The sequence below is a fragment of the Streptomyces sp. NPDC026589 genome, assembly GCF_040638385.1.
Classification (GTDB): Bacteria; Actinomycetota; Actinomycetes; order Streptomycetales; family Streptomycetaceae; genus Streptomyces.
Map to the genome: position 1 here is coordinate 39,413 of NZ_JBEZYG010000004.1, position 20,541 is coordinate 59,953.

Here is a 20,541-nt window from a genome sequence, read left to right on the forward strand (position 1 = left end):
GTCGAGTGGCCCGGAAGGGAGAATTCGGTGGATACGGAAACCGCGCCGCGCGCCGGGGTGCGCGAGTGGATCGGGCTGGCGGCCCTGGCGCTGCCCGCGATGCTCGTGATCATGGATATGAGCGTGCTCCATCTGGCGCTGCCGACCCTGAGCCGGGATCTGGAGCCTTCAGGAGCGCAACTGCTCTGGATCACCGATGTCTACGGGTTCGTCATCGCCGGCGCGATGATCACCATGGGTACGCTCGGCGACCGCATCGGCCGTCGCCGGATGCTGATGATCGGTGCCGTGGCCTTCGGCTGCGCCTCGGTGCTCGCCGCCTACGCGCCCACCGCGGAGACGCTGATCGTGGCCCGCGCCCTCCTCGGCCTCGCCGGCGCGGTGCTGGGCCCGTCGACGCTGTCGCTGATCAGCGCCATGTTCCACGACGCCAAGCAGCGCGGTTTCGCCATCACGGTGTGGATGACGAGCTTCATGCTGGGCGGCGCGGTCGGCCCGTTGGTCGGCGGTGTGCTGCTGGAGGCGTTCTGGTGGGGTTCGGTCTTTCTCGTGGCCGTGCCGGTCATGGTGTTCCTGCTGGTGGCGGGCCCGTTGGTGCTCCCGGAGGTCCGTAATCCGGACGCCGGCCGACTTGATCCGACCAGCGCCGCGATGTCGCTGGCCGCCATCCTGCTGGTCGTCCTCGGCGTGAAGGAGTTCGCCGGGGAGGGCGTCACCTGGCCGGCGTTGTTCGTCCTGGTGGCCGGCCTCGCGATCGGCGCCCTCTTCGCCGTACGGCAGCGCCGGCTCACCGACCCGCTGCTCGACATGAGGCTCTTCGCCGACCGCGGCTTCAGCGTCTCCCTCGGAACGCTGACCCTGACCGTGGTGTTCATGCTGGGCAGTCAGTTCCTCATCGCCCAGTACATCCAGATGGTGGTGGGCATGGAGCCGCTGGAGTCGGCGGTGTGGAGCCTGCCGATGGTCGTCAGTGGAACCCTCGCGATGTTCATCGCCCAGGGCGTGGCGGCCCAGGTGGGCAAGGCGTACGTTTTCGGCGCCGGTCTCACGATCGCCGCCATCGGCTTCGCGGTGCTCTCCCAGGTGGACAGCGGCTCCGGGATCGGAACCGTCGTCACGGCGGCGTCGCTGCTGTTCGCCGGTCTGATGCCGGTCTCGTCCCTCGGGATCGGGATGATCGTCGACGCCGCGCCGCCCGAGCGGGCGGGCTCGGCCGCCGCGGTGGGGGAGACGACCCAGGAACTGGGCGGCGCCCTCGGCATCGCGGTCCTCGGCAGCGTGCTGAACGTCGCGTACCACGGGGGGATGACCGGCTCGGTGCCGGACGGCGTACCCGCCCCCGCCCGGGAGGCGGTCACCGACAACCTGCCCGCGGCCCTTGAGGTCGCCGGTCGGGTGCCCGCGGAGGCAGGGGCCCAACTCGTCTCCGTGGCAAGGGAATCCTTCGCCCAGGGCCTCTCATGGATCGCGATGGGAGCTGTCCCGGTCATGCTCGCACTGGCTGTCACGGCCACGGTGCTGCTCCGGAACGTGGGGCGCGCCGACGGGGGCGCGGACCAGGAGGGGGAGACGGGGGAAGCGGGAGAGGCCGGCAAGTCGACGTCCACGGCGGGGGCGGCGTCGTGAACTGACCCGACCGCTCGCCATGCGGCCGGCCATAGGTCGCCCTCTTGGGGGGAGATGAATGGCCGGCCGCGTCGGTGGCCGGGAGCGAGCACCCCGCCCCGCCAGTTTTTACCGACGCGTAACTTCCCTCTCCACCTTACTCGTGCGTAATTTGGCATGAGCACATAAAGCTTGTGGTCCGGGCCACAGGGCGCACCGCCATCGCACCTCCCTTGAGCCGCAAGGAGACCCCACGATGCTGCCCTGGATCCGTGCTGCGCGCGTTCCCCGCACGCGCAGTCTGTTCGCCGCGCTGCTCCTCGTCCTCACCGTTCTCGTCGCCCCCGCGGCGACCGCGACCGCGGCGACCCCGGCCGCCGCCGAGGCCACTTCGCGTGGCTGGAACGACTACTCCTGCAAGCCCTCCGCCGCCCATCCCCGCCCCGTCGTCCTGGTCCACGGAACCTTCGGGAACTCGATCGACAACTGGCTGGTCCTCGCCCCCTACCTGGTCAACCGGGGCTACTGCGTCTTCTCCCTCGACTACGGACAGCTCCCCGGCGTGCCGTTCTTCCACGGCCTCGGCCCCATCGACAAGTCCGCCGAACAGCTCGACGTGTTCGTCGACAAGGTCCTCGACGCCACCGGAGCCCCGAAGGCCGACCTCGTCGGCCACTCGCAGGGCGGCATGATGCCGAACCACTACCTGAAGTTCCTCGGCGGCGCCGACAAGGTCAACGCCCTCGTCGGCATCGCCCCGGACAACCACGGCACCACGCTGCTCGGCCTCACCAAGCTGCTGCCGTACTTCCCCGGCGTCGAGAGGTTCATCAGCGACAAGACCCCCGGACTCGCCGACCAGATCGCGGGATCTCCCTTCATCACCAAGCTCACGGCGGGCGGCGACACTGTCCCCGGCGTCCGCTACACCGTCATCGCGACCCAGTACGACCAGGTCGTGACCCCGTACCGCACGCAGTACCTGGATGGGCCGAACGTACGCAACGTGCTGCTCCAGGACCTGTGCCCGCTCGACCTGTCCGAGCACGTGGCGATCGGGACCATCGACCGCATCGCCTTCCACGAAGTGGCCAACGCCCTCGACCCGGCACGCGCCACCCCGACCACCTGCGCCTCGGTCATCGGCTGACCGGCCGCGCGACGACGGGCCGGGGTCCGCCGTCCGAGGTGCGGACGGCGGACCCCGGCCCGTCACGTCCTGCCGCGCCCGACGTCCCGGAGGGACGCGGCAGGGGTAGGGGGGTGGGGGAGGGGTGCTGCGGCGGTCAGCGGCTGTGGCGGCCCGCGGCGGCGGCGGCCCGTCGGCGCTGCGACGCGAACAGCACGGCCGCACCGGCGGCGAGGACTCCCGCGCCCCCGATCGCCAGATACGTGCTGCTGCTGGAACCGCCCGTCTCGGCCAGCACCTCCTCGGAGCCCGCCGCGTTGACCTCCGGGGCGTTGCCCTCAGCCTTCTTGGCCGGGGCGGCCGGGGCGGCGGCGGTGGCCTTCGCCCCGGTGTTCGCGTCGTCGTCCCCGTGGCCGTTGTGCTCGACCGACGACTTCTCGGAACCCTCGGCGATGGCGTCCTCGGACGGCGCGGAGGGCTCCGCCGCCGGGGCCTCGGCGCCGGAGTCACCACCGGAACCCTGCTGCCCCTCCTCCTTCTCCGCTCCACCGCCGGCCGAAGCGCCGCCGAACGTCACATCGGAGCAGGCGTAGAACGCCTCGGGGGAGTCGGAGCGCTGCCAGACCGTGTAGACCAGCTGCCGCCCCGAGCGCTCGGGGACCGTCCCGTCGAAGACGTACGAACCGTTCTCCAGCGCCGGGTCGGTGGCCTCGGCGAAGGGCTTCGCCTCCAGGTCCGACCAGGCCAGCGGCTTCGTGGGGTCGTAACCGGGCTTGGTGAGGTACAGCTCGAACGATCCCCGGTGCGGGGCCGTCGCGCGGAACCGGAAGGTGTGCTCGCCCGCGGACATCGCGGTGGCAGGCCAGTCGGCGCGCGGGAGGTCCAGTCCCTTGAACTTGTCGTTGGCCGCGCTGCACAGCTTGCCGTCCGGGATCAACTCACGGTGCTTGCCCTCCGCGTTGGCGATGTTCACCCCGTTCCAGTCGTACAGCGCCTGCGTCCCGCCCGCCGCGACCGCCGCCCGGCACGCCGCCGACGTCGGGCTCTCGGGCCCCTCGGCGAAGCACGCGGACACCCGGCTCACCGGGTCGGTGAGCGAACCGTGCGCGACGGCCGGGGCGGAGGCCAGCCCGGCCAGTGCGAGCGGTGCGAAACCGAGGGCGAGAACACCGGCGGCCTTGCGACGAACGGTCATGGATGGATCTCCTTCGAAACAGCACAGCTGTGAGGGTGGCGCTCAGCAAGCTAGCCGCTCCGAAGGTCGAAAATGCCTGATGGGAGGGGGTGGTGACGATCCTTATGGTCGCTTTAAGGAAGGGTTAGGCATGGGCTCAGGTAGCCCCTGCCCCCGCCGCCTCACCCCGTCCACCGGTACCGCCGCTCCGGCCGCCCTGTGCCTCCGTAGCGCAGGGTCACCTCGGCCCGCCCCGTCGCGGTGAAGTGCTCCAGGTAGCGGCGCGCGCTCACCCGGGACAGTGCTCCCACCTCGGCGCACTCCGAAGCGGACAGCCCCTCGGGGTGGTCGCGCAGGGTGCGTTCCACCAGGTCGGCCGTGGGGGCGGCCAGGCCCTTCGGCAGCTCGCGCGAGCCGGGCGGGCGGGTGCCGAAGATCTGGTCGACGTCCTCCTGGCGGGCCTCTCCCAGCCTGTCCAGGCGGGTGCGCAGCGAGGCGACGTGGCGCATCTGCTCCTGGAGCGCGGACCGGCTGAACGGCTTGATCAGATAGTGCAGGGCCCCCGCCCGCAGCGCGGCCCGGATCACCCCCGCGTCCCGGGCCGCCGTGATGAACAGGGCGTCCGCGCTGGGGCGCGAGGCGTCCCGCTCCTCCGCCGCACGCAAGGCGCGCAGCACCCCGATCCCGTCCATATCGGGCAGATAGATGTCCAGCAGCACCAGATCGGGGCGCAGCCGCTCGGCCGCCCGCAAGGCGTCGGCACCGTTGTGCGCCACCCCGACGACCGCGAAGCCGTCCATAGCGGACACATAGCGGCTGTGCAGCTTCGCGACCATGAAGTCGTCGTCCACCACCAGCACAGTTGTCACGCCGCCACGCTAGGCGGCGACCGCAATGACCACAACGTCCGTTGATACCGGAAGAGAGACAGCTTCTTAACGCGCAGGCAACATGTGGGCCACTTCACAGTTGAAAGGCGGAACCTGTGCGACTGCGCACTCTCCTCGCCCTCTTCGGGGCCGCGTTGCTGGTGGTGGTGGGGCCACCCCTGCTGTCCACCGGTGACGGTTCCGACACCGGCACCCAGATTCCCGGGCTCCGCTTCATGGTCCCCAACACTCCCGGCGGCGGCTACGACATCACCGCGCGCACCCTGGCCAAGAACGCCGAGGACGCCGGACTCACCCACAACATCGAGGTGTTCAACCTGCCGGGCGCCGGCGGAACGGTCGGCCTGACCCGGCTCGTCGGCGAACACGGCAACGGCAAACTCGCGCTCTCCATGGGACTCGGCGTCGTCGGAGCCGTCCACACCAACAAGTCCCCGAGCACGCTGGCCGACACCACCCCGATCGCCCGGCTCACCGAGGAGCCGGACATCGTCGTCGTCTCCAAGGACTCCCCGTACCGGACCATCGCCGACCTGCTCGCCGCCTGGAAGAAGGACCCGGCCGGCGTCCCGGTCGGCGGCGGCTCCTCGCCCGGCGGCCCGGACCATCTCGCCCCGATGCTCATGGCACAGGCGGCCGGCATCGCCCCGAGGACGGTCAACTACATCCCGTTCGACGGCGGGGGCGAACTCCTCGCCTCCATCCTCGGCAACAAGGTCGGCTTCGGGGTCTCCGGCCTCGGCGAGTACCGCGACCAGATCGAGGCGGGCGAGCTGCGCCTGCTCGCCGTGACCGGTCCGAAGCGGGTACCCGGCCTGGACGCCCCCACCCTGCGCGAAGCCGGCCTCGACACCGAGTTCACCAACTGGCGCGGCGTCGTCGCCCCGCCCGGCCTCTCGCCGGCCGAACGCGACAAGCTCACCGGCCTCATCCGCGAACTCCACGGCACGAAGGAGTGGAAGGAGTCGATGAAGAAGAACGGCTGGGACGACGCACTCCTTATCGGCGAACCCTTCGGCGACTTCCTCGACGAGCAGAACCAGCGCGTCGCCACCGTTCTCAAGGAGCTGGGGCTGTGACCACCGGACCCACCGGACCCACCGGACCCACCCAAACCCCCGGCCCCGCGGCCCAGCCGGGCGCCGAAGCCGCACAGGAGGGGAACGCCACCCTCACCTGGCTGCGCGAGCACTCCGAACTCGGCGTCTGCGTCCTGCTGTTCGCGCTCGGCGTGCTCGTGCTCACCGACGCCTTCACCATGAGCGTCGACATCGCCCAGCGCGGTCCCGTCGGCCCCCGGACGGTCCCCTTCGTCATCGGCGGACTCTTCCTCCTCATCTCCGTCCTGCTCGCCGGCGACGTCCTGCGCGGCGGCCGGGGCGAGGCGGAGGGCGGCGAGGACGTCGACCTCGACGAACCGGCCGACTGGCGCACCGTCCTCCTGCTCACCGGGGTCTTCCTCGGCGCCGCCGTCCTGATCGGCCCCCTGGGCTTCCCGATCGCCGGGGCGCTGCTCTTCTGGGGCTCCGCCTACGCGCTCGGCAGCCGGCACCACGGCCGGGACCCGCTCATCGCGGCCGGCATCTCCCTCGCCACCTATTTCGTCTTCGACAACCTGCTCGGTGTCCCCCTTCCGGGCGGCCCGCTGATGGGGGTGCTCTGACCGATGGATTCCCTCAACTCCCTCATCGACGGCTTCGGTACCGCGCTCACCCCGATGAACCTGCTGTGGGCCGCGATCGGTGTCCTGCTCGGGACCGCGATCGGCGTGCTCCCCGGCATCGGCCCGGCGATGGCCGTGGCGCTGCTGCTCCCGGTGACGTACGGACTCGACCCGACCGGCGCGTTCATCATGTTCGCCGGGATCTACTACGGCGCGATGTTCGGCGGCTCCACCACCTCGATCCTCCTCAACACCCCCGGGGAGAGCGCGGCCGTGGTCGCCGCGATCGAGGGCAACCCGATGGCGAAGGGCGGACGCGGCGCCCAGGCGCTCGCCGCCGCCGCGATCGGTCACTTCGCGGGCGGCATGATCGGCACGATCCTGCTGGTCGTCCTCGCCCCGACCGTCGCCTCCCTCGCCATCGGTATCGGCGCCCCCGACTACTTCGCCATCATGGTGCTGGCCTTCATCGCCGTCACCTCCGTCCTCGGCGCCTCCCGCATCCGCGGCATCGCCTCGCTCCTCATCGGCCTCACCATCGGACTGGTCGGCCTCGACCAGATGACCGGCCAGCAGCGCCTGACCTTCGGCTCGCTCCAACTGGCCGACGGCGTCGACGTGGTCATCGTCGCGGTCGGACTCTTCGCGATCGGCGAAGCGCTCTGGGTCGCCGCCCACCTGCGCCGCTCCACCGGAAAGCCGATCCCCGTCGGCAGACCGTGGCTCGGCCGCGCCGACCTGAAGCGCACCTGGAAGCCCTGGCTGCGCGGTCCCGTCATCGGCTTCCCCTTCGGGGCGATCCCGGCGGGCGGCGCGGAGATCCCCACCTTCCTCAGTTACGTCACCGAGAAGCGGCTCTCCAAACACCGTGACCAGTTCGGCAAGGGGGCCATCGAAGGCGTCGCGGGACCGGAGGCCGCCGCCTCCGCCTCCGCCGCCGGAACCCTCGTCTCGATGCTCACGCTCGGTCTGCCCACCACCGCTGTCGCCGCCGTGATGCTGGCCGCCTTCCAGCAGTACGGGATCCAGCCCGGCCCCCTGCTGTTCGAACGCGAACCGGAGCTGGTCTGGGGCCTCATCGCCTCGCTCTTCGTCGGCATGGTGCTGCTGCTCGCCCTCAACCTGCCGCTCGCCCCCGTCTGGGCGAAGCTCCTGCGGATCCCGCGCCCCTACCTGTACGCGGGCATCCTCTTCTTCGCCGCCGTCGGCGCGTACGCGGTCGGCGGCGAGTCCCTCGACCTGGTGATCCTCCTGATCATCGGGTTGATCGGGTTCGGGATGCGGCGCTACGGACTGCCGGTGCTGCCCGCCGTCATCGGGGTGATCCTCGGCCCGGCCGCCGAACAGCAGCTGCGCCGCGCGCTCCAGATCAGCGACGGGAGCGTGTCCGGCCTGGTCAACACCCCGTTCTCCGTCACGGTCTACGCGATCGTGGTGCTGATCGTGGCGTGGCCGCTGATCAGCCGGCTGATCGTCCGGCTGCGCGGCGGCCGGAAAACGGCAGAGGGGTCCCGCACTGTCAGTGGCGGCTGAGAACATCGGCTCCATGACCACGATCGACTGGGACGCGGCTGCCGGATCCTTCGACGAGGAGCCCGACCACGGGCTCCTCGACCCCGCGGTGCGCGACGCCTGGGCCGGGCGGCTGGAGAGCTGGCTGCCCGGCACCCGCGCCGACGTGCTGGACCTGGGGTGCGGCACCGGCAGTCTCTCCCTGCTCGCCGCGGGCCAGGGCCACCGTGTCACCGCCGTCGACCGCTCGCCCCGCATGGCCGACCGGGCCCGCGCCAAGCTCGCGGGGACCGGTGCGGAGATCCTCGTCGGGGACGCCGCCCGGCCCCCGGTCGGGGAGCGGGTGTTCGACGTCGTCGTGGCCCGGCACGTCGTCTGGCTGCTGCCCGACCCCGCGGCGGCCCTGGAGCACTGGTTCGGCCTGCTGAAGCCGGGCGGGCGGCTCGTGCTGGTCGAAGGGGTGTGGGGCGGCGCCGGCCTGTCCGCCACCGCGCTCACCGCCCTGCTCTCCGCGCACACCGAGCGCATCCACCACGAGGACCTGGCCCCCGACTCCCGGCTGTGGGGGAAGAAGGTCGACGACGAGCGCTATGCGCTGGTCGCCCGCGCGATGCCGCCGCACCGGCACACCGAGGTCGTCGACGTCCACCTGATCCTGCGTCGCGGCCCGGACGTCCTGCTGGCCCGCCGCTCCAACACCGGGTACGCGGACGGACTGCTCCACATGCCCTCCGGCCACGCGGAGGACGGCGAGGACGTCCGCGAGGCGATGATCAGGGAGGCCGCCGAGGAGATCGGCCTCGATCTGGAGCCCGAGGAGCTGAAGGTGGCCCTCGTGATGCAGCACCGGGGCCCCGGCGGCGGGGCGCGGATGGGCTGGTTCTTCGTCGCGGAGCATGACCCGGCCCGCCCGCCGCGCAACGCGGAGCCGGAGAAGTGCTCCGAGCTGGACTGGTTCCCGCTGGCCGCCCTGCCGGACGACATGGTCGCGTACTGCCGTGCGGGCCTGGACGGTTACCGGTCGGGCGAGCACTTCATGATCCACTGGCACCGGGACGGGGAGCCGATCGCGTACGTTCCCGGCGGCGCCGGCCGCGCCGTCCCGCTGCCCGCCGCCGGGGAGGTCACCGGGCGGGTGCACCACATCGAGCTGTGGGTGGCGGACCTGGCGGAGGCGGAGCGCGGCTGGGGCTGGCTGCTGGGCCGCCTCGGCCATGTCCCGTACCAGCGCTGGGCCCACGGCCGCAGCTGGCGGCGCGGTGACACGTACGTCGTGGTGGAGCGGTCGCCCGACCTGGCCGCCGGCGACCACGACCGCCGCCGCCCCGGCCTCAACCACCTGGCGTTCCACGTCGCGGACCGGTCCGCCCTCGACGCCCTGGTCGCCGAGGCCCCGGCGTACGGCTGGCGGCTGCTGTTCCCCGACCGCCACCCGTACGCGGGCGGCGAGGGGCATCACGCCGCCTATCTGGAGGACTCGGCGGGGTACGAGGTGGAGCTGGTCGCCGACTCCCGGCCCCGCCCCTGAGCCGCCTGCGGTCCGTACGAAAGCCGCGCCCGGCGGTCCGTACGCCCCCCGCCCGGCGGTCTGTACGAAGCCGCGCCCGGCGGCCCGTGCGAGCCCGCCGCCGGGTGGTCCGTACGAAGCCGCGCCCGGCGGTCCGTGCGAGCCCGCCGCCGGGTGGTCCGTACGAAGCCGCGCTCGGCGGTCCGTGCGAGCCCCCCGCCCGCCATCGCCGCCGGGGCCGTTCAGCCGAGCAGGGCGGTCAGCCCCTCCGTCCGGGCCAGGCGTTCCAGGTCGTCCAGGGCTCGGACCGCCGCCCCGGCCGCCGCCGGATCGCGCCCGGCCAGACCGCTCTCCTCGAACTCGTCCTCGTCCAGCCGCAGGACCGAAGCGCCGTCGGCCGAGACCCACAGGTCCAGGTCCAGGTCCTCGACCGCCAGCACCCCGTCCGCCAGCACGGCGGGCCGGGTGATGTCGCAGTACCAGCCCTTGAGCCGGCCGTCGCCGGTGCGGACCTCCTTCACCGCGAACCACCGGTCCCGCCAGTAGTGCTCGGTGAGGACGTCGCCCGGCTCGAACCGGACGAAGCCGAAGTCCCGCACTCCGGGGGCGGCCCAGGGCGCCCGGACGGTGACGCGGACGCCGTCGTCCCGGACCAGCTCAGCCGGATACCTGATCTTGGTGCGGCCCGCCTTGGACAGGGCGACGACGAGGCCCTTCGTACGGCCCGCGCGGGCCTCAGAGGGTGCGGACATGGCGGACCTCCGTCGCGCAGACCTGGTAGCCGAACCACTGGTTGACGGCCAGCATCGGGCCGTTGCCGGTGTCGTTGGAGGTGTACGCGTCCGTGTATCCGGCGGCCCGGGCCCGGTGCAGCGAGTCGTTCTTCGCGAGCTTCGCCAGGCCCCGCCCCCGGAAGTCCCGCAGGGTGCCGGTCATGCCGCTCAGATACGTCCGCGCGCCGTCGGTGGTGGCCGCGCTGAACGCCGCCACCTTCCCGTCCACCAGCACCACCGAGGTGAGCCCCTGGTCGAAGGCCGGGTGGTGCCAGACGCTCGTCAGCCAGTCCTCGTAGTCGTCCAGCTCGGAGGTGATGTCGCCCGGCTCGTCCGCCGTCACCTCGGCGTCCGCCTCGAACAGCGGCCGGGGATCGTCGGCGAAGGCGGAGCCGGGACGCAGCTCGACGCCGACCGGGAGCTCCTGGCGCGGCGGCAGGGTCCCGCCCGCGAGGTCGAGGCGCTGGAAGTGCGCGGAGCGGCTGGGCCGGTAGCCCCGCTTACGGGCGAACTCCAGGCTCTCCGCGTTGTCCAGGACCCATGCGTACAGGACGGTGGCCCCGACCTCGGCCAGGTGCTCCTCAGCCGTGCGCAGCAGCAGCGAGCCCGCGCCGCGGTTCGTCCGGCCGGGAAGCGTCTGCGGGGTGAAGTACCCCTGCCCCGGCTCCGGGCTCTCGTGGGCGATGCCCGCCTGCGCCGTGGCGATGATCTCGCCGTCCTCCTCGGCGAGCAGCAGCCGGTAGTGCCGGTCCGGATGGGCGTGGGCCAGGTCGTGGACGATCTGTTCGGGGGTGGCCACCATCCAGGGGACCGAGGCCCGGCGGGCCTGGGTCCACGCCTCCGCGTCGGACGGCCGGAAATCGCGCACGATCACAGTCATGCGGTGGACCGTATGCGCAGCCGCTCCCCGAACGCCTCCCCTTTTTTCGCCGGTGGGGGAGAATCGGCCCGTGACTGACAAGATCGTCCTCGACCCGGACTCCGGCATCGCGCCGTACGAGCAACTGCGCACCCAGCTCTCCGAACTGGCCCGTTCCGGCGCGCTGCCCGTCGGCCACCGGCTCCCGACCGTACGCGGCTTCGCCGAGGAGCTGGGCCTCGCCGCCAACACCGTCGCCAAGGCCTACCGGGCCCTGGAGGCGGACGGGGTGATCGAGACCCGGGGACGCAACGGCACCTTCGTCGCGGCTGCCGGGGGAGCGGCCGAACAGCGGGCGGCGAGCGCCGCGCGGCTGTACGCGGAGACCGCCGAGCGGCTCGGCCTCACCCGGCAGCAGGCCCTGGCGCTGGCCAAGGACGCGGTGCGCGCGGCGTACGGGGACTGAAGCGGTTCACCGCGGGCGCACCCGTAGCGGTCGGCCGGCTGTCACAGATACAGCCCCGCGTCCGACCCCGCGTCCTGCTTCGGTACGGACGCGGGGCCGATGCCCCGGCGCAGCGCGTACAGCTCGGCGAGGGAGTTGCCCTCCCGGCTCACCCCTTCGTCCGTGCCCAGCCAGGCCGCCGACTCCTGACGGGTCAACGGCCCGACCTCGATCCTGGCCAGACAGCGGCCGGGGCGCACGACCGCCGGGTGCAGCCGCTCCAGGTCCTCATTGGTGGTGACCCCCACCAGCACGTTGCGGCCCTGGCCCAGCAGGCCGTCCGTCAGGTTCAGCAGCCGGGACAGGGCCTGGCCCGCCGTGTGCTTGGCCTCGCCGCGGATCAGCTCGTCGCAGTCCTCCAGGAGCAGCAGCCGCCACCGCCCCTTCGCCGTGCCGTCGTCCTCGCCGATCGCGATGTCCATGAGATAGCCGACGTCGTTGAAGAGCCGCTCGGGGTCCAGCACACAGTCGACCTGGCACCAGTCGCGCCAGGAGCGGGCCAGGGTGCGCAGCGCGGACGTCTTGCCGGTGCCGGGCGGGCCGTGCAGCAGGAGGAGCCGGCCCGCGATGTCGTCCGGCGTCACCTTCATCAGCCGGCCCATCGCCTCGGCCACCGGCGCGGTGTAGTTGGGGCGGACCTCGTCCCAGCTTCCGGCGGCGATCCGGCGGGTGGTGCGGTACGGGCCGCGGCGCGGCGAGACGTACCAGAAGCCCATGGTCACGTTGTCGGGCTGGGGCTCCGGCTCGTCCTGCGCCCCCTCGGTGGCCTGGCCGAGGACCTTCTCCGCCAGTTCGTCGCTGGTCGCGGTGACGGTGACGTCCGCGCCGCGGTTCCACCGGGACGCCAGCAGGGTCCAGCCCTCGCCCTCCGCGAGCGTCGCGCTGCGGTCGTCGTCGCGGGCTGCCCGCAGCACGGTGGCGTCCGGCGGCAGCAGCGTCGCCCCGGCCCTGACCCGGTCGAGGGAGGAACTGTGCGCGTACGGCTGCTCGCCCGTCACGAAGCGGCCGAGGAAGAGCGCGTCGACGACGTCGGACGGTGAATCGCTGTCGTCGACGGTGAGCCGGATCGGCAGAGCGGATTCGGGGGAGTCAGGCATGGCGCCCATGATCCGGCACCGGTTGCCCCCGTGCACCCGGGTTTCGCAGGCTCGCGTGCCGGGCCGGCGGCGCGCCCGGAAACCGACGGGGCGACAGCGGGGCGTCAACGGGCGCCCGTTGAACGACCGGGGGCGGACGGAAGCACTCCATCCCTATTTTTGGCATGAACACTTCCGGTGCGGTGCGTGTGCTGCTACTACGGAGTAGGCAGATATCCCCTGCTCAAGGAGGTCCCATGAAAATGTCCAGACTCGTGGCGTTCTCGTCCTCGCTCCTGCTCGGCGCCGCCCTCGCCCTCACCGGCGCGGGGATCGCGAACGCCGACTCGTCCGCCGCGGCCGTCGACTACGTCGCCCTCGGTGACTCGTACTCCTCCGGTGTCGGAGCCGGTGGCTACGACGGCTCCAGCTGCAAGCGCAGCAGCCGCGCCTACCCGGCCCTCTGGGCGGCCGCCAACTCCCCCTCCTCGTTCGACTTCGCCGCCTGTTCCGGCGCCCGGACCGGAGACGTCACGAGCAGTCAGCTCGGCCGCTTGAACGCCTCGACCGACCTCGTCTCGATCTCCATCGGCGGCAACGACGCGGGTTTCGCCGACGTCATGACGACCTGTGTCCTTCAGTCCGAGGCCACCTGCCTCAACCGCGTCGCCACCGCCCGCGCCTATGTCGACTCCACCCTGCCCGGCAGGCTCGACTCCGTGTACACCGCCATCCGCTCCAAGGCCTCCTCCGCACAGGTCGTCGTCCTCGGCTACCCCCGCTTCTACCAACTCGGCGGCGGCTGCATCGCCGGTCTGAGCGAGAAGGAGCGCTCCGCCATCAACGGGGCGTCCGACCACCTCAACACGGCCACCGCCAAGCGGGCGGCGGACCACGGCTTCACCTTCGGCGACGTCAGGACGACCTTCGCCGGGCACGAGATCTGCTCGGGCAACGCCTGGCTGCACAGCGTGAACTGGCTCAATATCGGCGAGTCCTATCACCCCACCGCCGCCGGACAGTCGGGCGGCTACCTTCCCGTTCTCAACTCCGCTCTCTGAGCGGAGCCCCGGCGCCTCCGGCCGGAACGCTCCGCCTCCGCCGTCCCCCACGCGGCCTGCGTGCGGGGGCGGCCCGGCGACCGCTCCGAACCGTGCGAACCGCTCGAACTGTCCGAAGTCGCCCTGGAATCGCGCAGATTCGGTAACGAGGCGTCAACCTCCGTATGTGTGTGCGTAATCCTGTGGCCGGGATACACGGGTGTCACCGCGGGACGATAGGGTTAACCTGCCCGGACCGGGTGCCCTCGTACGGGTGGGGAGTGACATGGAACAGATAACGGTGCGAAGCAGGCCGCGTGTGCCTGCCATCACATGCGGGAGCGGTGCGACCAGTACGCGCCTCGACCGCCATCTCGCGGTGCTCGGCGGCCCCGTCGTCCCGCAGCGCGAGTCGGCGGAAGCGACGCTGCTCATGCGTGAACTGACCTCGCGTGATGCCGCGCACACCCGCAGGAGCAGGAGCGCACGCGTGTCGCTCTTCGCGCCGCTGCGGCGACTGCGGCGCTCGCTCTTCGGCAGCCGCCGCTGACCCATGGCGTCGCCCGTCGGGACCGGCCCGCCGCTCGGGGCGGTTCAGACGATCACTCCGTCCCGGCGCAGCACCGATGTCTGCTCGTCCGTCATCCCCAGGGCTCGCAGCAGCACATCGGTGTGCTCACCCAGCGCCGGTACGGCGCCCATCCGTGCCTCCTCGCTCCCCGGAAGCGTGATCGGCGGCAGCAGCGCCCGCAGCGGCCCCACCGGTGTCCCCACCTCCCGCCACCGGTCCCGTGCCGCGAGCTGCGGATGCGCCGCCACATCGGCCACCGTGTTCAGCCGCGCACAGGCGATGCCCGCCGCCTCAAGACCGGCCAGCGCCTCCCGCCCCGTCAGGCCCGCCAGCGCCCGGCCCACCGCCGCGTCGGTCCGCTCCCGGTTCGTGGTCCGTGCCGCGTTCGTCGCGAAGTCCGGGTCGTCGGCCAACTCGGGCCGCCCGAGCACCTGTTCCGCCAGCCGCCGCCACTCCCGGTCGTTCTGCACGGAGAGCAGCACCTGCTCACCGTCGGCCGTCGCGTAGGCGTCGTACGGGGCGATCACCGAGTGCGCGAGGCCGGTGCGCGCCGGGGGAGCGGAGCCGTGCGTCCCCTGGTGCAGCGGGTGGCCCATCCACTCGGCCAGCGCGTCCAGCATGGAGACCTCCACCGGGCCGCCCCGCCCGGTGTTCGCCCGCCGCAGCAGCGCCGCGAGCACCCCGGAGAACGCGTACATCGCCGCCGCGATGTCCGCCGCGGGAATGCCCGCCTTCACCGGCCGGTCCGCCGTCCCCGTCACCGAGACCAGGCCGGCCTCGCACTGCACGAGCATGTCGTAGGCCCGTTTGTGCGCGTACGGCCCGTCCGCGCCGTAACCGGAGATGTCGACCGCCACCAGGCGCGGGTGCGCCGCGCAGAGCGAGGCGGCGTCGAGGCCGAGCCGGGCCGCCGCCCCCTGGGCCAGGTTCTGGACGAACACATCGGCCCCGGCAACGAGTTCACGGACCACCGCGAGGCCGCGCGGATCCTTCAGATCGACGGCGAGGGACTCCTTGCCGCGGTTGCACCAGACGAAGTGCGAGGCGAGACCGCGCGCCGCCGTGTCGTAGCCGCGCGCGAAGTCGCCGCCGTCCGGGCGCTCCACCTTGATGACCCTGGCTCCGAGGTCGGCGAGCTGCCGGGTGGCGAAGGGGGCGGCGACCGCTTGCTCGACGGCCACCACGGTGATGCCGTCGAGGGGGAGTGGCGAGGTGTTCATGCCTCCGTGCTTACCCTCTGAGCGCCGCTCGTGCCACCTCCGGCCGCCCTGCGGACCTCCCGGCCCGCCGCTCCGCCGGCTCCGGCGCCTCGCCGCTACAGCAGCGCGAACTGCCCCTCCGGGCCCTCCTCCTGGTGCCCGAGCACCGATGCGGGACGCCGTGCCGAGGGCGGCACCGGCAGCACCCCGGCCGCCCGCAGCTCGGCGGGCCCGATCCGCGGTCCCGCCTCCAGCGCCGCCCACAGCTCCTGCCGGGGCCCCGCCGTGCCGTCCAGCAGAGCAAGCACCGTGATGAGTTCGAGCAGCTCCGAGGTCCACTCCCGGGGCCAGCCGCGCGCACCGACCGCGTCCAGACCGTCCGGGGCGGCCCCGTCCGGCCCCCGGCCCGTCACCGCCGCGGCCCGGCACCCGAACCAGAGCTCCAGCACCCGCACCCCGCCCGCCGTGAACTCCCAGGCCGCCGCGGGCACCGGCGAGATCCGGCCATCGCCGACGAGCAGCGCCTCACTCTCGGCCTCATGGACCAGCTCGGTGGGGCGGGCCGGGAGGGCCGCCCGCACATAGGGCCTGCGCCCGCCCGGCAGCCGGGGCCGCTCCCCGCCCCGGGCCCCGCGCAACTGGAGCCGCATCAGCTCCCGGCCGAGCGCCACCCCCGACGCCCACACCTCCGCGTCGGCCGGCAACGGGACCCGGGGGCCGGTGGTGGAGGACCGGGCGGCGGCCAGGACCCAGGCCAGCACCGCTTCCGGGGTGAACGCGTCCGGCTCCGCCGCTCCGCCGAGCCGCCCGCGCAGCAGGTCCGTGAGGCCGGGGGCCAGGTTGGGTTCCGTGCCACCGGGCCTGCGGTAGAGCGGCCTGATCCGGCCGGGCCGCCCGGCGGGGGAGTGCCCGTCGGGCAGCAGCGCGGTCACGGACAGGGCGGGCCCGGAATCCTCGGGGGCGCAGCTGTGCTCGACCACGAACAGCTGCCGCCCGTCGGCGACCCGCCACAGCTCCGGACGGGCCGCGTCGATCAGCCGGTGGTCGGGGAGCAGCCACTGTTCGTCGTAGGGGCCGTGGAGGATTCGCACGGGGTCGGGGCAGGGGCCCGGGGTCCGGGCGAAGCGGCCCGTTCCGGCGGACCGGCCGGGCAGGGCGGCGACCGAGGTGTGCGGCGTACGGGAACGGCTGGGCGCGAACAGCCGCTCCTGTTCGGCGGGGCCGGCGTCGGCCAGCCGTTCCCAGCGGGCCCGGAGCGCCACGGGGTCGGGGCCGATCACCCAGGCGCGGCCGGTCCGCAGCGGCCGTACGGACCACGGCATCAGCTCGTCCAGCGACAGCAGGCCGTCCGGGGACGGGGGCCCGTCCGAAGGCCGGGGTGTCCCCGGAGGCAAGGACCGGGCGATTCCGCCGCCGTCGCCGTCGCCGCCGACCGCTGTCCCGTGCGCTGTCACCTGCCCGTCCTCCCCTGTCCGCCGTGACCCTTTCGCATCGTAACGGCGGGCGGCGCGCCCGTGGGGCGGGGTCAGTGGGCCTCCACCGTCACGGAGAAGGAGAACCGGTCGCCCCGGTAGCGGATCCGGGCCACGTCCACCACGCGCCCTTCCTCGTCGTACGTCACGCCCGTGTAGTGCAGGATCGGGCTGAGCAGCGGGACCTGGAGCAGCTCGGCGGTGACGGGGTCGGCGAGCCGCGCCTCGACCGTGTCGGTGATCCGGGAGATCCTCACCCCGACGACGTCGCGCAGGACCTTGGTCATCGGCCAGCGTTCGAGGTCGGCCACGTCGATCCGGGCGGCGATGTCGGGACGGACCGCGTTCTCCGCCCAGTTGGTGGGCTCGTCGCTCTGCCCGTCGCGGCGCAGCCGCCGGTAGCAGGTCACTTCGGCGCAGTCCGGGAAGAACTCGGCGAGATCACCGGGCACCGCCCTCGGGCCGTGGCCGAGAACGGTCGTCGCCTCCCCGGACTGCTGGGCCACGATCGCGTCGACCGAGCCCAGCAGCCGGACCGGGGAGACCCGCCGGGCGCGCGGCTCGATGAACGTGCCGCGCCGCCGATGCCGGCTGATCAGCCCCTCCGCCTCCAGCTCCTTGAGCGCCTGGCGCATCGTGAGCACGCTGACCCCGTAGTGCGCGGCGAGCTGCTCCTCGGTGGGCAGCCTGGCGGAGGCGTCCTGGGGGCGGCCCAGTATGGAGGCCCGCAGGGACTGGGACACCTGGTACCAGAGAGGCAGCTTCCGGTTCAGGACGAGGGAGTCGGGGGCGAAGGCGGGCGAGGGCGGCGCGGGGACCGCCTCGGCGTTCCCGCCGGCCCCGGCGGTGGCGTCCCCGCCGGTCCCGGTCCCGGTCGTACCCGTGGCGTTCCCGCCGGTCCCGGTCCGGTCCGTGCCGGTGGTGTCCCCGCCGGTCCCGGTCCGGTCCGTGCCGGTGGTGTCGCCGTCGGTTCCGGTCCGGTCCGTGCCGGTGGTGTCGCCGTCGGTCCTCCGGGTGTCCGCCCCGGCTCTCTCCTGGCTCTCCGTCATGTGGTCCCCGTCCCGTCCCCTCCGGCCTTCCGCCGTCTATGGCCGGAAGTTGCGGCTCAGACCCTGCCATACGTCGTCGTAGCCGCGCTGAAGGTGTTCGGCGGCGGCCGCCTGGGCGGTCGCCGTGACCGGCCAGCGGGTCTCGAACATGAAGGCCAGGCCGTCGTCGATCTTCTGCGGCTTCAGCTCCGCCGCGCTCGCCCGGTCGAAGGTCTCCCGGTCCGGTCCGTGCGCCGACATCATGTTGTGCAGGGAGCCGCCGCCCGGGACGAAGCCGTCCGCCTTGGCGTCGTAAGCACCGTCGATCAGGCCCATGTACTCGCTCATCACGTTGCGGTGGAAGTACGGCGGGCGGAAGGTGTCCTCGCCGACCAGCCAGCGCGGGGCGAAGACCACGAAGTCCACCCCGGCCAGCCCCGGGGTGTCGGACGGCGAGGTCAGCACCGTGAAGATCGACGGGTCGGGGTGGTCGTAGCTGATCGTGCCGATCACGTTGAACCGGCGCAGGTCGTAGACGTACGGGGTGTGGTTGCCGTGCCAGGCCACCACGTCGAGCGGCGAGTGGTCGTACGTCGCCGACCAGAGGTTCCCGCAGAACTTGTTGACCACCTCCACCTGGCCCTCGTGGTCCTCGTACGCGGCGACGGGCGCGAGGAAGTCCCGTGCGTTCGCCAGGCCGTTGGCGCCGATCGGGCCGAGGTCGGGCAGCGCGAACGGGCGGCCGTAGTTCTCGCAGACGTATCCCCGCGCGGTCTCCTCCAGCAGCTCCACCCGGAAGCGGATCCCGCGCGGGATCAGCGCGACATGGCCCGGCTCGGCGCGCAGCAGGCCCAGTTCGGTGCGGAGCAGCAGTCCGCCGCGCTCGGGGACGATCAGCAACTCGCCGTCGGAGTCGCTGAACACGCGGTCCGTCATCGAGGAGTCGGCGTTGTACAGGTGGATCGCCATGCCCGCGCGCTGCGCGGCGTCGCCGTTGCCGCCGAGCGTCCACAGGCCGCTCAGGAAATCCGTGCCGGGCGCGGGGTCGGGCAGCGGATTCCAGCGCAGCCGGTTCGGATCCGGCACGGTCTCGGTGAAGGGCGCCGAGCGCAGGCCCCCGTTGTCGATGCGGGTGAACGCCGGGTGGGCGGCCGAGGGACGGATCCGGTAGAGCCAGGAGCGGCGGTTGTCCGCGCGCGGTTCGGTGAAGGCGGAGCCGCTCACCTGCTCCGCGTACAGCCCGAGCGGGGCGCGCTGGGGGGAGTTGCGGCCGTGCGGCAGCGCCCCGGGAACCGCCTCCGAGGCGTGCTCGTTGCCGAAGCCCGAGGAATACGTCAGCCCCTCGGCCGTCTTCCTCGCCTGGTCGATCGCGCTCATCCCGCACTCCCGGTGCCCAAGAAGCCATCGGATCCGCCGGACGGTGAATCCTATGTACTACCGTAGGAATAGGAGCGGGGCACGTCAACGGCATACATCGCGCCATTCGTGGCCTGTGTCGCGCCCATCGCGCGGTGCGGGGAGGGGGCCTGCGGGCGGGCGTCGCCGCCGTCCACCGGGTGGCCGGTGCGGTGCGTCGGGTTTGAGTCGGGGCACGGCATCATGGGGCCCGTGCCCCAAGTCAACCCGAACCTCCGCCGCGCCCCCGTGCAGCAGCGCAGCGCCGACCGGCTGGCCCGGATACTCGACTCGTGTGCCGGCCTCCTCGACGAGACCGGCTACGAGCAGCTCACCACGCGGGCCGTCGCCGAGCGCGCCGACGTGCCCATCGGCTCCGTCTACCGGTTCTTCTCCAACAAGCGGGCGCTCGTCGACGCCCTCGCGCTCCGCAACCTGGACACCTACGCCGACCGCATCGCCGCCCGGCTCGCTGACCTCCCGTCCGGCGACTGGCGTGCCGCCATCGACGCGGTGCTCGACGTGTACCTGGCGATGAAGCGGAGCGTCCCCGGCTTCGCGCTCGTCGACTTCGGGCCGCCGTTCCCCGCCGAGGGCGCGGCGGACGACGCCAACCGGCGGCTGGCGGACCGGCTCGTCGCGCTGCTCGCCGGCCACCTCGGCCGACGGCCCGACGAGGCGCTGTCCCGGGCGATCCTGGTGAGCGTCGAGGCCGCCGACGCGCTCCTCCAACTGGCCTTCCGCACGGAACCGTCGGGGGACGCGGCCATCGTCGCCGAGACGCGGACCCTGGTCAGGTCCTACCTCGCCCAGACGCTCGACTGAGCAAGGGTCCCCGGGCGGGGAGCCTTCGGCCGCTCCGCGTGCCCGGCCGCATGCCTGTGCGCCTTGCGAGGGCCCCTTGACCGGGAGCCTTCGGCCGCTCCGCGTGTCCGGCCGCGGGTGCGCCCGCATGCCTGTGCGCCTTGCGCGCCGCCCCTGGCGGGGTCCGCCCGTCTCCCCGCCGTCCGGCCGCCGTACTGAACGCCATTCCGGTCCCCGTGGGACCCGCTCTCTAACATCACCGTGTTGACCTGGGGTTTTGCTCGTATTGCTCACACGTCAACATCTTGTTAACGCCGCGAGAACGCCCCTAACGTCATC

General features: G+C 72.7%; 19 protein-coding genes. 10 read left to right on the top strand and 9 right to left on the bottom strand.

Annotation, left to right across the window (positions count from 1 at the left end; translation table 11 throughout):
* The first annotated feature begins 27 nt into the window (after positions 1 to 27).
* Entirely contained in the window at positions 28 to 1,626 is a 1,599-nt protein-coding gene (locus AB0F29_RS08260) for an MFS transporter (protein WP_361868821.1), read from the top strand.
* Between the two features lie 235 nt (positions 1,627 to 1,861).
* Positions 1,862 to 2,755, top strand: a complete 894-nt coding sequence (locus AB0F29_RS08265) for an alpha/beta fold hydrolase (protein WP_361868824.1) — start codon at positions 1,862 to 1,864, stop codon at positions 2,753 to 2,755.
* A gap of 136 nt (positions 2,756 to 2,891) precedes the next feature.
* Here AB0F29_RS08265 and AB0F29_RS08270 read toward each other — a convergent pair whose 3' ends face one another.
* Both AB0F29_RS08270 and AB0F29_RS08275 read right to left on the bottom strand, forming a co-directional pair.
* Positions 2,892 to 3,929, bottom strand: coding sequence for a lytic polysaccharide monooxygenase (locus tag AB0F29_RS08270; protein ID WP_361868827.1), 1,038 nt, complete (start codon positions 3,927 to 3,929; stop codon positions 2,892 to 2,894).
* Positions 3,930 to 4,090: 161 nt separating this feature from the next.
* Positions 4,091 to 4,777, bottom strand: coding sequence for a response regulator (locus tag AB0F29_RS08275; RefSeq protein WP_026290828.1), 687 nt, complete (start codon positions 4,775 to 4,777; stop codon positions 4,091 to 4,093).
* Positions 4,778 to 4,893: 116 nt separating this feature from the next.
* Here AB0F29_RS08275 and AB0F29_RS08280 point away from each other — a divergent pair, with 116 nt between their 5' ends.
* From AB0F29_RS08280 to AB0F29_RS08295, 4 genes are read left to right on the top strand one after another with little or no spacing between them, the layout of a single operon-like run.
* Positions 4,894 to 5,877: a tripartite tricarboxylate transporter substrate binding protein gene (locus tag AB0F29_RS08280; protein WP_361868829.1), complete on the top strand. Its 984-nt coding sequence runs from the start codon at positions 4,894 to 4,896 to the stop codon at positions 5,875 to 5,877.
* A complete protein-coding gene (locus tag AB0F29_RS08285) occupies positions 5,874 to 6,461 on the top strand; it encodes a tripartite tricarboxylate transporter TctB family protein (protein WP_361868832.1) in 588 nt (195 codons plus the stop codon). Before AB0F29_RS08280 ends, AB0F29_RS08285 begins: the two co-directional genes overlap by 4 nt.
* 3 nt (positions 6,462 to 6,464) lie before the next feature.
* Positions 6,465 to 7,994 (top strand): tripartite tricarboxylate transporter permease, encoded by a 1,530-nt coding sequence (locus AB0F29_RS08290; protein WP_361868834.1) that lies wholly within the window; start codon positions 6,465 to 6,467, stop codon positions 7,992 to 7,994.
* A gap of 13 nt (positions 7,995 to 8,007) precedes the next feature.
* Positions 8,008 to 9,501, top strand: coding sequence for a trifunctional class I SAM-dependent methyltransferase/NUDIX hydrolase/VOC family protein (locus AB0F29_RS08295; protein WP_361868837.1), 1,494 nt, complete (start codon positions 8,008 to 8,010; stop codon positions 9,499 to 9,501).
* A gap of 221 nt (positions 9,502 to 9,722) precedes the next feature.
* On the opposite strand, the gene AB0F29_RS08300 is transcribed toward AB0F29_RS08295, so the two are convergent.
* Both AB0F29_RS08300 and AB0F29_RS08305 read right to left on the bottom strand, forming a co-directional pair.
* Positions 9,723 to 10,232, bottom strand: a complete 510-nt coding sequence (locus AB0F29_RS08300; RefSeq protein ID WP_361868839.1) for a DUF402 domain-containing protein — start codon at positions 10,230 to 10,232, stop codon at positions 9,723 to 9,725.
* The gene (locus tag AB0F29_RS08305; RefSeq protein WP_361868842.1) at positions 10,216 to 11,133 is read right to left on the bottom strand and encodes a GNAT family N-acetyltransferase; all 918 of its coding nucleotides are present in this window, start codon (positions 11,131 to 11,133) and stop codon (positions 10,216 to 10,218) included. Before AB0F29_RS08305 ends, AB0F29_RS08300 begins: the two co-directional genes overlap by 17 nt.
* A gap of 70 nt (positions 11,134 to 11,203) precedes the next feature.
* Between AB0F29_RS08305 and AB0F29_RS08310 the strand changes: the two genes are divergently transcribed.
* On the top strand, positions 11,204 to 11,578 hold the full coding sequence (locus AB0F29_RS08310) for a GntR family transcriptional regulator (protein WP_018959602.1): 375 nt from the start codon (positions 11,204 to 11,206) through the stop codon (positions 11,576 to 11,578).
* A 41-nt stretch (positions 11,579 to 11,619) separates the two neighbouring features.
* On the opposite strand, the gene AB0F29_RS08315 is transcribed toward AB0F29_RS08310, so the two are convergent.
* Complete coding sequence (locus AB0F29_RS08315; protein ID WP_361868845.1) at positions 11,620 to 12,714, bottom strand: DUF5925 domain-containing protein; 1,095 nt, start codon at positions 12,712 to 12,714, stop codon at positions 11,620 to 11,622.
* A gap of 236 nt (positions 12,715 to 12,950) precedes the next feature.
* Here AB0F29_RS08315 and AB0F29_RS08320 point away from each other — a divergent pair, with 236 nt between their 5' ends.
* Together AB0F29_RS08320 and AB0F29_RS08325 are read left to right on the top strand one after the other, a co-directional pair.
* Positions 12,951 to 13,754 carry an SGNH/GDSL hydrolase family protein gene (locus AB0F29_RS08320; RefSeq protein ID WP_361868847.1) on the top strand — a complete coding sequence of 268 codons (804 nt, stop codon included), beginning with the start codon at positions 12,951 to 12,953 and terminating at the stop codon, positions 13,752 to 13,754.
* Between the two features lie 265 nt (positions 13,755 to 14,019).
* On the top strand, positions 14,020 to 14,283 hold the full coding sequence (locus AB0F29_RS08325; protein WP_003970092.1) for a hypothetical protein: 264 nt from the start codon (positions 14,020 to 14,022) through the stop codon (positions 14,281 to 14,283).
* 44 nt (positions 14,284 to 14,327) lie between these two features.
* Here AB0F29_RS08325 and AB0F29_RS08330 read toward each other — a convergent pair whose 3' ends face one another.
* From AB0F29_RS08330 to hmgA, 4 genes are all read right to left on the bottom strand, one after another.
* Positions 14,328 to 15,524, bottom strand: a complete 1,197-nt coding sequence (locus AB0F29_RS08330) for a CaiB/BaiF CoA-transferase family protein (RefSeq protein ID WP_361868851.1) — start codon at positions 15,522 to 15,524, stop codon at positions 14,328 to 14,330.
* Positions 15,525 to 15,619: 95 nt separating this feature from the next.
* On the bottom strand, positions 15,620 to 16,897 hold the full coding sequence (locus AB0F29_RS08335) for a type ISP restriction/modification enzyme (protein ID WP_361869548.1): 1,278 nt from the start codon (positions 16,895 to 16,897) through the stop codon (positions 15,620 to 15,622).
* Between the two features lie 131 nt (positions 16,898 to 17,028).
* Positions 17,029 to 17,748 (bottom strand): GntR family transcriptional regulator, encoded by a 720-nt coding sequence (locus AB0F29_RS08340; protein WP_361869551.1) that lies wholly within the window; start codon positions 17,746 to 17,748, stop codon positions 17,029 to 17,031.
* 312 nt (positions 17,749 to 18,060) lie between these two features.
* Positions 18,061 to 19,380 carry a homogentisate 1,2-dioxygenase gene (gene hmgA, locus AB0F29_RS08345; protein ID WP_361868853.1) on the bottom strand — a complete coding sequence of 440 codons (1,320 nt, stop codon included), beginning with the start codon at positions 19,378 to 19,380 and terminating at the stop codon, positions 18,061 to 18,063.
* A 222-nt stretch (positions 19,381 to 19,602) separates the two neighbouring features.
* On the opposite strand from hmgA, the gene AB0F29_RS08350 reads away from it, so the two are divergent.
* Positions 19,603 to 20,223 (top strand): TetR/AcrR family transcriptional regulator, encoded by a 621-nt coding sequence (locus AB0F29_RS08350; RefSeq protein ID WP_361868854.1) that lies wholly within the window; start codon positions 19,603 to 19,605, stop codon positions 20,221 to 20,223.
* Positions 20,224 to 20,541: the final 318 nt, after the last annotated feature.